Origin of the sequence: Actinokineospora sp. UTMC 2448, from assembly GCF_024760565.1 — a bacterium.
Lineage (GTDB): Bacteria > Actinomycetota > Actinomycetes > Mycobacteriales > Pseudonocardiaceae > Actinokineospora > Actinokineospora fastidiosa.
Window position 1 is genome coordinate 3,726,219 of sequence record NZ_CP031087.1, and the last position, 14,267, is coordinate 3,740,485.

Sequence of the window (14,267 nt, forward strand, 5' to 3'; positions counted from 1 at the left end):
GTACCCCGGTCGCGGGGTCACGGCCCGCGGAGCGGGAACGCGCCGATGGGGAGGGTGGCGGCCACGCCGGACCGGTGCTCCCCGTCGAGCCGCACGAGATCGGCGACCCGGCCCAGGACGCGCGCGGCGTCGTCGACCGCGCCGCCACTGCCCGCGGCGATCCGCACCACGACGTCCTGGCGGTCGGCCGCACTCCACCCGACGGTGACGGCGACCCCGGGGGCGCTGGTGAGCAGGGCGGTGATGAGGGCGGGGTGGGGTGCGGTGGTGACCCGGAAGCAGGCCTGCGAGATGGGGCCGGTCCGCCAGAAGTCCCAGTCCTCCCGGATCTCGGCGCTGCCGTTCAGGTGGGCGAGGGCGGTGAGGCCGGTGGCGCCGGAGCGGGCGGTCATCCCCTTGTGCTTCAGCGCTTTGCGGATGCGCCGGAGACCGTTGCTGAGGTTCACGCGGAGTTGGTCGTCGGTGAGGTGGTCGACGGTCCTGGACGCGTGGACGCCCAGCCACACCTGCGTCGGCCGTCCGGGCTGGGCGTGCCAGATGGCCTGAACCGCGAGGGAGGGGGTGTCGGGTAGGAGGTCCGTGGGGGTGGAGACCGGGCCGGAGGGGTAGAGCACGGCCGTCATGCCGGACTCGTGGGTGATGACCAGGTCGGTGTCGATGGTCTGGCAGGTGGCGCCCGGCCGGAGGAGGGCGATGAGGCCGATACCCGCGCTGTCCCAGGCGAGATCCTGCCGCCGTTTCCGCGAGAGGAAGCCAGCGGCGAGGGGGACGAGTTCGTACAGCCACCGTCCCTTGACGCGGACGACGGTGGCGGCGAGCAACACCAGTCCCACGGCCGCCGTCACGAGGGCTCCGGGAAACTCCTGCCGCACAGCCACGACGGCGAGCACTATGGCGAGTTGGAGGCAGACCAACTGTCCTGGCCGAAGCCACTTACGCCGCCGCTTGGCCCGCATGCTGGGGTGGGGTGCAGGGGCAGTCGGCCTGGCTCCGGGCTGAGGCTGCCAAGGGGACGGTGCAGCGGGCCCAGGAGTCCGAAGCCGCGCAGGCGGCCGAACCCGACTCCCGGGAGGGCGGGCCACCACCCCCGGGAAGGCCGCCGTAGCACCGGAAACGGGCTGAGTCACCGACGCGTCCGTCGGCGCCAACGCCTGCTGCGCAACCGCCCGCCCCAGAATGACCGTCGGCGCCGGGTCCGGAACGATCGGGATCGCCGAGGCCGCCCAGGGCGAGGGACCGGCACTAGGGCGGGCGACCAACCGATTCCCCGCAACCGCACCGGAATCCGCCACCCCACCCACCGAACCCAATCGGCCACGAGGCGCGGCGTTCGGAACGGCCAAAGCCGCTGCGGAAGTCGCTGACACCACCGCCCCCGCAACCTTCCCGGTCCCGCCCGCCGCCCCCTGGCCATGCGGCATCGCGGGAGCCCGGTGGGTGGGGTTAGTGGCGCCTGAGAGTGGAATGGCGCCTTGGCGGTTCGGCGTCGCCGGAGCCGGGCGTGTGGGATTCACGGCACCCAGGCTGTTCGACGGCAATGAAGCCGCGTGGGTGGAACTCACGGCACCTGGGGGTGCGATGGCGCCTTCGCCGTCCGACACCGGCGGAGCTGGTTGCCTGGATTTCGTGACACCTGGAGGGCCGTCCGGCATCGACGAAGCTGCGTGCCCGGGATTCGTGGCACCTGGGGGGCCGTCCGGCACCGAGAAGGCTGGGCGCGCGGCGTTCGCGGCACCGAGCGGTGGCACGGTGCCCTGGCCGTTCGGCGTCGCCGGAGTTGGGGGTGTGGGGGTCGCCGGAGTTGGGGGTGTGGGGTTTGTGGCGTCTGGGGTTGGGATGGGGCCGTGGTCGTCCGCGCCTTTGCTCATCGGGTGTGCGGCTGTGGCCTCCGGGTCGGTGGTGGGCTCGGCGCTGGTTGGTGGGTGGGGGGTGGTGATTGCGGCTGAGGGGATTCGGTGGGTTGGGTCTGTGGGGTGCGCGTTCTGCATTGGTCACCTGCCCATCGCGGCGGGGTGGCTTAGGGCGGGGCCTTGGGGGACTCGGGCTACCAAGGGGGTGGGGAGGCGGATGGGGGGTGTGGCCGCGTAGCCCAGGATCTCCAGCACCGCTCGGTCCGCCAGCGGGTAGGCCATGCCCAGGTCGGTGACCACGGTCAGGGTTCCGGCGGGGGCGGTCGGGCTGGGTATGGCCTCGACAACCGCGATCGAGCCCGGGGGCACCACCAGCCGGTCCGCCAGGGGGAGGCCTGCGACGGTGCGGCCGGGGGTGATGGTCATCGGGTCTGCGGGAGGCAGGGGTGGGTCCAGGGTCACCTGGGGCAATCCCGTCGACGGGGTGAACGTCAGGCAGGTCGTGGGGGTCGGGCGGGGTGGGGCGGCCAGGGTGGGGCGGGTGGCGGGTGGGTCGGCGTCGGCGGCGGGGGGCTCGGCGGCCACCTCCGCGTCGGCGAGGGCGATCAGCTCGAGCGGGATGGCTACCGGCTGCTCGCCGTCGTAGGCGGCCGCGGTGGGCTGGTAGGCGCGTTGGATGTCGTACTGGAGCGCGCTGATCGGGCGCAATCTCGTCGCCTCCACCAAGTAGTGGCGGTCGCCGCCGACCACGAGTTGGCCGATCTCCAGCGCATGCCCCGGCACCGCCGTCGACGCCGTGCCCGCCTTCGGGACGGGGATCGGGGCGATGGGCTCGCCCGCGGGCAGGACGTCCACCACCGCCGGGGCGACCCGGACGACCGTCGCCGCCCCCAACGCCAGGCCCACGGTCGCCGGGTCCGCGATCCGGTGGCGGTAGCCCTCGTGCACCAGGTGCCGTTCCCCCGACCCCTGCACCTCCACGACAAGCGCGTCCCTGCCGAGCGGGGCGCCGCCCGCGGCCTCCTGGCCCACCAGCAGCGCAGTGCGCTGGACGGTGTCCCCGGTCGGCGTCGCGGTGGGCTCGGAGCACAGCGTCCACCCGCCGCCCAGGACCATGTCGGGGCCGGGCAGGGCATCGGGCGCGCCGGGGATGCCGATGCGGGGACCGCGCGGGACCCCGGCGAGGGAGTCCCGCGACACCGTCTGGGTCTCCGCGTGCCGGTTGAGGGCGAGCAGCGCGGAGCTGTAGTTGGCGACCGGGTGCAGCCTGCCGTCGAGGTACACGTACCGCGTCCCCGTCTCCTTCTCGATGATCACCCGCTCGCCCCCGGCCCACGCCCGGTTGCCGCCCGGCGAGAGCAGGCCCCACACGCCGAAGCCGACCAGGACGACGGCGGCCAGGGCGACCCCGCCGAACGCGGCGCCGAGCGGCCTGCGGAACGGCGGCTGCTCGGGGTCGGTCTCCCTGGTCACCAGTGCGGACACCGCGCGCTGGGCGAGGAACTGGTGGGCGTGCAACTGGTCGCGCTTGGTCGCCATGTCAGCCCCCGGCCGCGCCGCTGGTCGTCATGCCGTCCTCCCGTCGTGCCGGGTGCGGCGACGGGCCCCGCCGGGCGCGGGCCGCTCCGGCCGCAGCGGCGACGCCGCCCCCGGCTCCCGCACCTGCCACACCTCGTGGTCGAGGACCTCGCCGTCCGGCGGCTCCTCGGTCCGCCGGGTGGGCGGCCGGACGCGGTCGCCCGCCCGGCCGCTGAGCCGCGCGGGCACGCCCGGCACCGGCTGCACGCCCCGCGCGGGCCGCTGCTCGCCGCCGACCGTCCTGGAGGTGCGGGACGCGCGGTTCGCGGTCCCGGCGAGCATCGGCGGCATCATCATCGGCGGGAAGAACCGACCACCCGTGGACGTGCCTGTCTGCGAAGTGACGGCAGTCTGCTGCGGCAGGCGCGGGGCCTCCTGCGCGGGCGGCGGGACCTCGGCCACCACGGGCCGCGCGGCCTGGTCGATCGACGGAGGGCCCGACCGCGCCTTCCCCGGCCCCACACCGCGCAGCCCGCTCGGCGGGATCGCGACGAGGCCCGGGACGGACACGCCCCCGGACGGCGGCGCGCCGCCGACACCCGCGGGCGCGGCGAGCACCGGCGGCCCGCCCGAGGTGAGTCCGGCCAGACCCGGTCCCGAGCAGCAGGACGCCTCGTCGTCCGCCATCATCGTGACCTCCGGCAGGCGGTCCTCCACCCCCGAGCACTCGAACACCGCCCGGGCCGCCGCCTCGAAGTAGCGGTCCAGTTCGTCGAGATCGACCGCGACGCCTTCAGGCACGATCACCGGGTCGCACCCGGTCAGCCGCGCATGGGTCAGCATCAGCTGCCGCGCGAGGTCGTCGAGAGCACGCCACGGCTGCCGCTCCTCGATACGCGCCACCATGGCGTCGATGACGGCCTTGCGCCGTTCCACCTCCGCGACGAAGCCCGTGCCCGTGGAGTCGGCCCAGTCCGGCGCCAGGGCGGCCAGTTCCCGCCGCAGGGAGTCCGCCAGGTCCCGCAGCCGCTCGGCGACGGCCAGCCACATCCGGCCCGCGTCCTGGATCCTCGGCAGGTGATGGTGGGCCTCGACGCCGACGAGCGCGTGCCGCTCGGCGGCGGACAGCGAGTCGTAATGCACCGCTCACGCCTCCGGGCGGGTCGCGCCGAGCAGGTCGAGCGCCCCCGCGAGGTCCGACGCCAGGTAGTCCTGCGCGGCCAGGAACGACGCCGCGCGCAGCGCCGCCACCGCGTGCTCGGTCTCCGCCACGAACTCGGCCAGCGCCGCGGTGGACAGCATGTCCGCCGCGGCGAAGACCGCGCACCCGCGCATCCCGCCGGGACACGGGGGAATCACGGGATCGACGTCGACCGGCGCGCTGCCCTGCCCGACCCGCGCGGCGAAGCGCAGCATCGCCTCCGGGTCGCCGTCCAGCTCACGGCGCTGTCCGCACATGTGGTCCTCCCCGTTCATCGAGCGTCCTTGGGCAGCCAGGCGAGCTGGACGAGCCGGGCCGGGAACCGGCGGTTCACCAGCCACGCCCGGCCCCTCGGCAGCGGCTCCGGCTTGAGCCCGCCGAGCAGCGGGCCCTCGTCCTTGTCGCCGGACATCAGCAGTCCCGGCGAGCCGACGTCGCGCAGCCGCGACAGGAACGGCTCGAACAGCGCCCGCCCCGCCCCGCCGGTCCGGCGCGTCACCACCACGTGCATGCCGATGTCGCCGCCCTGGGCGAGCAGGTCCACCAAGGGCAGGAACGGGTTGTCGAGCTGCCCGGCCACCAGGTCGTAGTCGTCGATCAGGACGAACAGCTCGGGGCCGCGCCACCAGCTGCGGTCGCGCAGCTGCTCCGGCGTCAGGTCCTGGCCGGGCAGCCGCACCGCCATCTCCTCGGCCACCTGCCGCATGAGCCGCGCCGTGGTGTCCCGGTCGGTGCCGTAGCCGAGCAGGTGCTCGGTGGTGACGTCGCCGAGCAGGCCGCGCCGGTGGTCGACGATGACCATCCGCGCCTGCCTCGGCTCGTAGGTGTCGACGATCGCGCGCGCCAGCACGCGCAGGAACGTCGTCTTGCCCGCCTCGGTGTCGCCGAGCAGCAGGAGGTGCGGGTCCGCGCCGAAGTCCACGTGCACCGGCCCGAAGTCGTCCTCGGCGATGCCGACGGCCAGCCGGTGCGCGCCCGCGTCGTGGGCGCTCGCGAGCTGGTCGTAGGGCAGTTGCGCGGGCAGGATCCGCACCGCGGGCGCGGGCGCTCCCTGCCATGCCGACGCCACCGCCGCCACCAGGCCGCGCACGCCGTCGGCGAGGCTGCCCGGGTCGCTGTCACCGTCGACGCGCGGCAGGGCGGTCAGCAGCTGGTGGCGGGTGAGCGTGACACCGCGGCCCGGGGCGCCCTCGGGCACCTTCATCGCCGACGCCCGGTCCACCATGCTGTCGACCGGGTCGCCGATCCGCAGCTCGATGCGGGTCCCGAACAGGTCGCGGATGTTCATCCGCAGGTCGAACATCCGCGCGCAGGACACCACGACGTGCACGCCGTAGGACAGGCCGCGCGCGGCGATGTCGGCCACGACGGCCTCCAGGTCGTCGAACTCGGTGCGCAGCGTGGACCAGCCGTCGATGACCAGGAAGACGTCGCCGAACGTGTCGTCGGCCGAGGGCCGCCGACGCCGGTAGTCGCGCATCCCCTCGACCTCGTGCTCGGCGAAGGCGCGCTCGCGGTGCGCGATCAGGGTGCGGACCTCGGCGACGGTGCGGCGCACCGCGCCGACGTTCTGCCGCCCCGCGACGCCGCCGACGTGCGGCAGCCCGCGCAGCGCGCCCAGGGCGCCGCCGCCGAAGTCGAGGCAGTAGAACTGGACCTCGCGCGGGGTGTGGGTCAGGGCCAGGCTGGCGATGACCGACCGCAGCGCCGTGCTCTTGCCCGACTGGGGAGCGCCGATCACCAGCACGTGCCCCGCCGCGCCGGACAGGTCCAGCACCAGCGAGTCGCGCCGCTGCTCCAGCGGGCGGTCCACGACGCCCACGACCGCGCGGAGCGCCCCGGCGAGCCGGTCGTCCGCCGTGCCGAACCCGCGGTCGTCGTGGGCGCGCAGGTCCGGGAGCAGCTGGTCGAGGGTGGGCGAGTCGCCGAGCGGCGGCAGCCACACCTGGTGCGCAGGGGTTCCCCGGCCGCGCATCCGCTCGACGAGCACGTCCAGCAGGCTCTCGCCCACCTCGTCGCCGTCCGGCTCGGGAACCTCCGGGCTGGCGGGCAGGGCGGGTGCGAGGTAGTCGGTCGTGTATTCCAGCAGCGACAGGGCCTTCTGGTGGTGCTGCCCGGTCGTGTCCGCTGTGCGCGTGCGGTGGATGCCGGAGACGTAGGCCGCGCGGAACCGCACCAGCGGCTCGGTGCCCTGCCGCAGGAAGCCGTGGCCCGGCGCGCGCGGGAGCCTGGCCGCGTCGCCGACGCCGAGCACCGCGCGGCTCTCCAGGTCGGAGAACGTGCGCAGGCCGATCCGGTACGACAGGTGCGTCTCCAGGCCGCGCAGTCTGCCCTCCTCCAGCCGCTGGCTCGCCAGCAGCAGGTGCACGCCCAGCGACCGGCCCACCCGGCCGATCTGCACGAACATGTCGATGAAGTCGGGCTTGGCCGACAGCAGCTCGCTGAACTCGTCGCAGATCACCAGCAGCGTGGGGACCTCGGGCAGCGGCGCGCCGGTCGCGCGGGCCTTGTCGTACTCGCGCAGGGAGGCGAAGTTGCCCGCCGCCCGCAGGAGTTCCTGCCTGCGCAGCAGTTCGCCGTTGATCGCGTCGGTCATGCGGTCCACGAGGTGCAGCTCGTCGGCGAGGTTGGTGATGACGGCGCTGGTGTGCGGCAGCTTGTCGAGCGTGGCGAAGGTCGCGCCGCCCTTGAAGTCGACCAGCGCGAAGTTCAGCGAGTTCGGCGGATGGGTGATGGCCAGCCCCAGCACGATGGTGCGCAGCAGTTCGCTCTTGCCGGAGCCGGTGGCGCCGATCAGCAGGCCGTGCGGCCCCATCCCGTCCTGCGCTGACTCCTTGAGGTCGAGCTCGACCGGCGTGCCGTCGGCGCGGATGCCGAAGCGGACCCGCAGCCGGTCGCGGTTGGGCCGCCGGACCCAGGTGTCGGCCGGGTCGAACGCGGCGGGGTCGCCGACCTCCAGCAGCTCGGCGAGGTCGAGGTCCGTGCTCATCGGCTGCTCGCCCCGGCCGCTCGCGGAGGCCCGCAGGGGCGCGAGGACCCGGGCGACGCCGAGCGCGGTGGGCAGGTCCATGGCGTCGGCGGCGCCGAGGTCCACCACGCCGTCCATCGTCTCGCTGGACAGGGCGCCGTCGGCGTCGACCGTCAGCACGATGACGGACGGGTCCAGGGCGCGCGGCGGCTCGGTCCGAGTGTCGATGACGGTGACGCCCTCCAGGCCCCCGTCGGCCATCACGTGGTCGGAGCCCGCCGTCGCGCCGCCGTCGATGACGACGACGATGTGCGGCAGGGCGTCGCGGCGGTCCACCGCGGGGTCGAACCGGGGGCGCTTGCCGATCAGGTCGTCCACCATGGCCTCGATCGCCACGATGGACGGCGCGACCAGCCGCAGCGGGCCCGCCGCGTCGGTCCGGTCGGGGTGCAGCGCGTGCGGCAGCCACTTGAGCCAGTCCCACTCCGACCGCGCGTCCGGGGCCGGGCACGCGGCCACGCGCAGGTCGTCCGGCGAATGGAAGGTGGCGAGCTGGACCAGCAGCGCGCGGACCAGCGCGAGCACCCGGGCGCGGTCGCCGCGGAGGTAGACGCGGCTGAAGCCGTTGACCGCCATCGCGAGCGGCAGGTCGGGCACGGCGGCGTAGGTGGTGATGAACCGGCGCAGCGCGAGCGCGGACAGCGGTTCCAGCTGGTCGAGCGGCTTGGCCTCCGGGGGTACCAGGGTCAGCGCGGGCCGCTGGGCTCCGGTGCCGATGCGGGCCACGCCGAAGTCGCCGTCGACCGGGCGGCGCTCCCAGAGCCGGTGGCCGACGGCCAGGGTCAGCAGCGCGGCGGGCTCGGGATGCAGGTACAGCATGGATTCCCGCTGTGCGCGCATGGCGCGGGCCATCCGCATCCGGTGCTGTGCCAGGTGACGCAGGTAGCCGCGGCGCTCGTACCCCATCTCGCGCTTGTTCGGGCCGGACGAGTTGAGCAGCGCGATGCCGAGCATCCCCAGCATGCCGACGCCGAACAGGCCGAAGACCACCAACCGCGTCGAACCGGAGCCCTGGGTGAAGCCACCGGAGAACATCAGCATCATCGCGGCCATCATGGCGATCATCGGGACGACCATGAGCAGCTGCGTCCACTGCCTGCCCCCGGGTTTCGGGATCTCCGGGGGCGGGTCGATGACCAGCTCGCCCGACGGCGGCTCGGGCGCCGGGCGGCGCACCGGCCTGCGCACCACGACCGTTGCCACGGAGAACACCTCCCCCTCGTCGTCCAGCGTGGACCGATTCTCGGGCCGCGATCGGGCGCGGCGGCGGCCGTGGCAGGAACGTGCCGCGGACACCTTCCGACGGGGTCGGGGGAACTAGCTTCGGGCCGTGTCCCTCGTGGCGCACGACCGATCCCGCTTCCGCTGCGCGCGGGGAACAGACCAACCCGTCCGATCGGAAGGAGAGTCCTATGGCCGGAAACGGTCTCATGGACGCCAACACAGACACCCTCGCCCGCGCGGCGCAGCTGGCGATGATGGTCGTCCAGGAGCTGGAGGGGCATCGGAAGAACCTGGACGGCCAGGTGAACTCGGTGATCCCCGCGCAGTGGAACATGGACCAGTCGGTCGCGCTGCAGCAGGCGTTCCGCAAGTGGGACATGGCCATCCGCAACCTGTGCGCCAAGCTCGAGAAGCTGGGCAACGACACCCGGTTCGCGATGAACGACTACCTGGAGGCCGACCGCCAGGGAACCATGTGCCTCAGCGGCGCCGAGGGCGGCGGAGGCGGGTTCGGCGGCGGCTTCGGGGGTGGATTCGGCGGGGGCTTCGGCTTCGGCGGCGGGTTCGGGGGCGGCTTCGGCGGTGAGCTGAGCGGCGACTTCGGTGGGGGCGACTTCGGCGGCGGCGATTCCGGTGGCGGTGACTCCGATGGCGGGGACTCCGACGGTGGCGGCTCCGACGGCGGGGACGGCGGTGGCGACTCCGACGGCGACTCGGGCGGCGGTGGCGCCCAGTCGGCCGCGCTGGCGGGCGGGTCGTCGGCGGCGTTCGCCTTCGCCGGTGTCCTGCGCGGCTGACCACTGACAGACAACCGGAAGGAGAGCGACGATGACCCGTAAGCTCGCGGTGTTCGCGGCACTGGAGTCCCTTGCGGCGGGCATGAACGGCTGCGTCGGCGGCGTCCAGGGCTCGATGGACAACTGGCGCCAGACCTCGGGCATGACCGAGGCCGAGTGGACCGACCAGGGCGGCGGCGTGTTCGCCGAGATCAGCCAGGCGTTCCAGGCGGCCATGCAGGCAGGCCAGGAGCTGCTGCAGGCGATGAACCAGGGCGTCATGTCCTGTCAGCACGAGAACATGGGCGCGGTCCAGCGGTCCTGCGGGCGCATGAGCGCCTGACCACGTCACGACCGGAGGCCCCGGCCCGTCCCGCCGGGGCCTCCTCGGGGCTGTCCACAGTCGACAGATGAGAAGAGAGGTGTCCCGCGATGGCCGATGCGGCCCCAGGCGGCGGCGCGACGTCCGATCCGGCCCCGGCCCCGGAGTCACCGCCTGCCGAGTCCTCAGCACCCGCCGAATCGTCTCCCCCCGCCGAATCGTCTCCCCCCGCCGAATCGTCTCCCCCCGCCGAGTCATCACCTCCGGCCGAGTCATCACCTCCGGCCGAGTCGTCGCCGCCGGCCGAGGAGTCCGCCGCGGAGTCGTCGGAACCCGCCCAGGAAGGCGGGTCGGCGCCGGAGAAAACCCAGGGCGAGGCGGACCCTGCGCCGGAGGCCGCCGATGAACCCGGCAAGACCGCCGAGGACCCTGGCAAGACAGCCGAGGAGGCGCCCGCCGAATCGGCCCCGCCTGCCGAAGGCGGGGACGGCAAGGGCGAACCACCGGCAGGCGACGGGGCGCCCGCCGAGGACCGCCCGACCGGGGAGTTCGAGGCGCGGGTGCGCGAGCTGGTCCGGATGCCGGAGACCGAGCCGGACCTGCTGCGCGGGATCGGCGACGAGCTGACCAAGGCCGGGACCAGCGGCAAGAACGCAGGCGACGAGGGCAAGCAGGCCACCGCCGAGACCGCGGCGGGCTGGTCCGACCCGGCTGGGCGGGAGCTGGACGAGCGCGCGGCCGGGGTCACCGACGACGCGGCCGCCGTCGGCGACCTCGCGACGAGGGTGGGCACGGCGGCGACCGAGACCGCCGGCGACTTCCGCCACGCCAACGCCGAGATCGACGGCGAGCTGGACCGGGGCGGGACGACCTACGACATGGCACGGGCGACCCTCCCGCCGGGCGAGCGCGAGTACGCCGAGCAGAGCCTGGTCACCAACGCGGCGAACGGGATCTCCGGCTTCATCGACGACATGAGCCAGACTGTTCGGGACCGGTGGAACCAGTTCGACGCCGAGCACCTGGAGTACGGCAGGGAGCGCGCCGAGGACTCCGCGCCGGACTACTGGGCCTACGGCGACAAGCCCGAGAACCAGGACGACCCCCGGCGGCCGGTCGAGTCGCGGGAGACCAGGACCGAGCGGGTGGGCGTGGAGACCGCCCAGAAGCGCGGCGACCTCGGGTCGCCCAGCAAGCTCGGCAACGCCAGCTACACCCGGGACTACAGCCAGGTCGCCGACGCGTGGGCGAAGCTGGACAGCAAGACGCACCAGCTGAACATCGCGGGCAAGGACCACGACGTCCGGTTCACCGCGGACGCCGGTTCGTGGCACTCGACCGGCCTGCCGTCGGAGTCGCTGTACCGCGAGTCCGCGTCGACCCTGACCGAGCAGGGCGGGAAGTTCGAGGAGCGGGCGGCCTGGGGCACGGGCGGGTCGCTCGACACCCAGCTCGACGTCGGCGACCTCACCGCCAGGACCCGGACGGAGGTCCTCGGGGGCCTGGAGGCGAGCGCGACGCTCGACGTGGGGCCGAAGTACCTCGACACCGAGGTGGGCGCCTTCGCCGGGGCCAAGGTGAGCAACTCGCTGAACGTGGAGGCGGGCGGGCTCGGCGCGGGCGTCACGCACGAGAAGTGGGCGGGCGTCGGATTCGAGGCCGGGGTCACCATGGGCACCCGGCCCGACGGCAAGTTCGAGATCGGCGGCAGCCTCGGCGGCGCGCTCGGCATCGGCGGGAAGGTCGGCGGCACCATCGTCATCGACCCGGCCGAGTCGCTGCGGACGCTGCAGGACGCGGGCGCCGCGCTCGGCGACACCGTGGCGGGCTGGTTCACGCCGTCACCGTCCTGATCCGGTCGAAGGGAGCCGAGCTGTGGACACCCCGCCCCCCATCCCGATCGAGTTCGCCCTGCCGGACGGCTGGCGGCTTCCCGAGCCCGCCGAGACCTCCGGGGGCACTGTCGTCGCGGTGCACCCGTCCGGCGGGTCCATCGCGGTGAGCGGCCAGTTCCGCCCCGACAACGCGCAATTGGTCGATATGGCCGACGAGGCCGTCGCCCGGTTGCGGGAGACGGGCGCGACGGTGGAGGTGCTGTCCCGCAACGAGGTCGGGACGGCGGGCTCGCCGGGCTTCACCCAGGTCCTGCGCCTCGTCGGGCAGGACGTGGTCCAGTGCCAGGTCCTGCTCGCGCTGCTGGACGTCGGCGATGACCGCAGGCGCGTCGTGCTGCGGATCGTGATGACGACGGGCAAGGACCAGGTCACCGTGCTCGTGGGGGACTTCCAGCGGTTCCTCGCCAGCGTCAAACCAACCGGGTTGGGAGGAACCGATGGAACGGCCGAGGATCGACGCGGCGGCGCGCAGGGCGGGCCATGAGCGGCTGCGCGACGACCTGCTGGAGATCAGGAGCAGGATCGCCGACATCACGGCGACGGCGGACTCGCCGGACGGGCTGATCAGCGCGACGGTGGTGGGTCGGGGCGAGCTCAGTGAGCTGCGCCTCGACCCGAGGATCTACCGCACCGCCGACGCCAAGGCCCTCGCCGCGACCATTGTGGACACCGTGCGGGAGGCGGTCGCCCGCTCCCAGGAGGAGTTGTTCGCCGTGGTCCGCCAGTTCCTGCCGCCCGGCGCGGAGCTGGCGACCAGCGACGTGCACACCGACCCGTTCCTGCACCAGTTGGACAAGGAGATCGAGCGCGGATGACCCAGTACGACATGGACCCGGACGGCGTGACCAGGGGCGTCAACCGGCTGCGGGCGGCGGGCGAGTCCTTCGGAAGCGCCTGGGCAGGACACCGGAGCGCGCTCGACGCGAGCCGGTCCGGGGTGGGCGGCGACCCGCTCTCCCAGGCGTTCCTGCAGGGGTATCTGCCGCTGGCGGAGAGGCTGGCGGCCCGCGCCGACGCCATCGCCCCGGCGTACAGCGCGCTGTGCGACGACGCGATGAGCTGCGTGGCCGAGTACCAGGCAGCGGAGGCGTCGGGCACGGGCACGATCCGCCGGGTGACCGACGATCCGAGGTGACCGGCGACGACTTCGGCCCTGGCCTGGTGGCCAGGGCCGTTGTCTTGGCTCACCGCCCGGGCGGGTCGAGCAGGAACAGCTGCTCGGGCGGCTCGTCCCGCACCGGGCGGGCGGCAGGCAGGTGGGTGGTGCCGGGCGCCCAGCGGCGCCGCCTGCCCCGGGGCACGGTCAGCGCGGCGGCGAGGGCGACAGCGGTCCCGATGAGCACCACGAGCGTCCAGGCGTGGGACCGGGACCGCGTGACGGCCCACCGCTCGGCGGCGCGCAGCTCCCCCGGGTCGGGCCGCGGGATGACGACCGGGGCCGTCACGTTCGGCGGGGAGTCGACCAGGCCCTCGGTGACCGCGCGGTACGGGTTCACGGTCCCCGCGCCGTAGGCCAGGCTGCCGATGCCGCCCCGGCTGGGGCCCGCGGTGGCCAGCAGGCGGCGGGCCACCTGGTCGGCGGGCAGGTCCGGCCACGCCGAGCGGACCAGCGCCGCGGTGGCGGCGACGAAGGGCGCGGCGAAGCTGGTGCCGTCCCAGTAGGTGTGCCCGGCCACCCTGGTCGCGCCGAGCACGCCACCGCCGGGGGCGACGATGTCGACGTACGGCCCGATCTGGGAGGACTCCAGGCGGGCGCCGGAGATGTCGACCGCGCCGACGCCGATCACCCCGTCGTACCCCGCCGGGTACGACGGCAGGCTTCCCTCGCCCTGGAGGTTGCCGACCGCGGCGATGATCAGGACGTCCTTGCTCTGCGCGTAGGCCACCGCGTCCCGCACCGCCTTGTCGTCGCGGGTGCCCGACAGCGACAGGTTGATGATGTCCGCCCCCTGGTCGGCGGCGTAGCGGATGCCCTGCGCGAGGACCTTCGGGTCGATCCCCGCCCCACGGCCGCCGTCGCGGTCGGTGACGCGGATCGGCAGGACGCGCGCTCCGGGCGCGAGGCCGCGGAAGCCGATCCCCTCCTGCGGCGCGGCCGCGATGATGCTGGCGACGGCCGTGCCGTGCGACCCGCAGTCGAAGGCGCCGGGCAGGTCACCGACCAGGAAGAAGTCCTGGCCCCGCAGCACCCGGCCCCCGCGCAGCTGCGGGTGGTCGGCGTCGACGCCGGAGTCCACGACCGCGACCACGACCCCGGCGCCGGTGCTGTGCGGCCAGACGCGCTGGGGCGCGAGCAGCTCCTGCGCCCACGGGAGTTCGCGGACCGGCGGCCGCGCGGGCTCGGTGTCGCGGCACGCGCCCGGCGGCGGCGCGGCGGCGGCGGCGGCGGGCGTCGGCTGCCCTGCGGCGATGACCGCGGCGATCACGGCCGCGCCGACCCGGTTCCCGCGCAT

General features: G+C 74.3%; 12 protein-coding genes. 6 read left to right on the top strand and 6 right to left on the bottom strand.

Going from position 1 to position 14,267, the window contains the following annotated elements; translation table 11 throughout:
* Positions 1-17: 17 nt before the first annotated feature.
* The 5 genes from Actkin_RS16885 to eccCa form a co-directional block, all read right to left on the bottom strand.
* Positions 18-845: a type VII secretion EccE family protein gene (locus Actkin_RS16885; protein ID WP_258903349.1), complete on the bottom strand. Its 828-nt coding sequence runs from the start codon at positions 843-845 to the stop codon at positions 18-20.
* A 1,146-nt stretch (positions 846-1,991) separates the two neighbouring features.
* Positions 1,992-3,389, bottom strand: a complete 1,398-nt coding sequence (eccB, locus tag Actkin_RS16890; RefSeq protein WP_258903350.1) for a type VII secretion protein EccB — start codon at positions 3,387-3,389, stop codon at positions 1,992-1,994.
* A 27-nt stretch (positions 3,390-3,416) separates the two neighbouring features.
* On the bottom strand, positions 3,417-4,511 hold the full coding sequence (locus tag Actkin_RS16895; RefSeq protein ID WP_258903351.1) for a WXG100 family type VII secretion target: 1,095 nt from the start codon (positions 4,509-4,511) through the stop codon (positions 3,417-3,419).
* 3 nt (positions 4,512-4,514) lie between these two features.
* On the bottom strand, positions 4,515-4,844 hold the full coding sequence (locus tag Actkin_RS16900; RefSeq protein ID WP_229786841.1) for a hypothetical protein: 330 nt from the start codon (positions 4,842-4,844) through the stop codon (positions 4,515-4,517).
* Positions 4,841-8,800: a type VII secretion protein EccCa gene (eccCa, locus tag Actkin_RS16905; protein ID WP_258903352.1), complete on the bottom strand. Its 3,960-nt coding sequence runs from the start codon at positions 8,798-8,800 to the stop codon at positions 4,841-4,843. The genes Actkin_RS16900 and eccCa overlap by 4 nt, the downstream gene beginning before the upstream one ends.
* A 209-nt stretch (positions 8,801-9,009) precedes the next feature.
* On the opposite strand from eccCa, the gene Actkin_RS16910 reads away from it, so the two are divergent.
* The 6 genes from Actkin_RS16910 (at position 9,010) to Actkin_RS16935 (ending at position 12,949) form a co-directional block, all read left to right on the top strand.
* A complete protein-coding gene (locus Actkin_RS16910; protein WP_258903353.1) occupies positions 9,010-9,618 on the top strand; it encodes a WXG100 family type VII secretion target in 609 nt (202 codons plus the stop codon).
* Positions 9,619-9,649: 31 nt separating this feature from the next.
* Positions 9,650-9,940 carry a hypothetical protein gene (locus Actkin_RS16915; protein ID WP_189210514.1) on the top strand — a complete coding sequence of 97 codons (291 nt, stop codon included), beginning with the start codon at positions 9,650-9,652 and terminating at the stop codon, positions 9,938-9,940.
* A gap of 89 nt (positions 9,941-10,029) precedes the next feature.
* On the top strand, positions 10,030-11,772 hold the full coding sequence (locus tag Actkin_RS16920) for a WXG100-like domain-containing protein (protein ID WP_258903354.1): 1,743 nt from the start codon (positions 10,030-10,032) through the stop codon (positions 11,770-11,772).
* Positions 11,773-11,794: 22 nt separating this feature from the next.
* Positions 11,795-12,298 (top strand): hypothetical protein, encoded by a 504-nt coding sequence (locus tag Actkin_RS16925; RefSeq protein WP_258903355.1) that lies wholly within the window; start codon positions 11,795-11,797, stop codon positions 12,296-12,298.
* Positions 12,252-12,629, top strand: a complete 378-nt coding sequence (locus tag Actkin_RS16930; protein ID WP_258903356.1) for a YbaB/EbfC family nucleoid-associated protein — start codon at positions 12,252-12,254, stop codon at positions 12,627-12,629. Before Actkin_RS16925 ends, Actkin_RS16930 begins: the two co-directional genes overlap by 47 nt.
* The gene (locus Actkin_RS16935) at positions 12,626-12,949 is read left to right on the top strand and encodes a hypothetical protein (RefSeq protein WP_258903357.1); all 324 of its coding nucleotides are present in this window, start codon (positions 12,626-12,628) and stop codon (positions 12,947-12,949) included. The genes Actkin_RS16930 and Actkin_RS16935 overlap by 4 nt, the downstream gene beginning before the upstream one ends.
* A 49-nt stretch (positions 12,950-12,998) precedes the next feature.
* On the opposite strand, the gene mycP is transcribed toward Actkin_RS16935, so the two are convergent.
* Positions 12,999-14,267: a type VII secretion-associated serine protease mycosin gene (gene mycP / locus Actkin_RS16940; RefSeq protein WP_258903358.1), complete on the bottom strand. Its 1,269-nt coding sequence runs from the start codon at positions 14,265-14,267 to the stop codon at positions 12,999-13,001.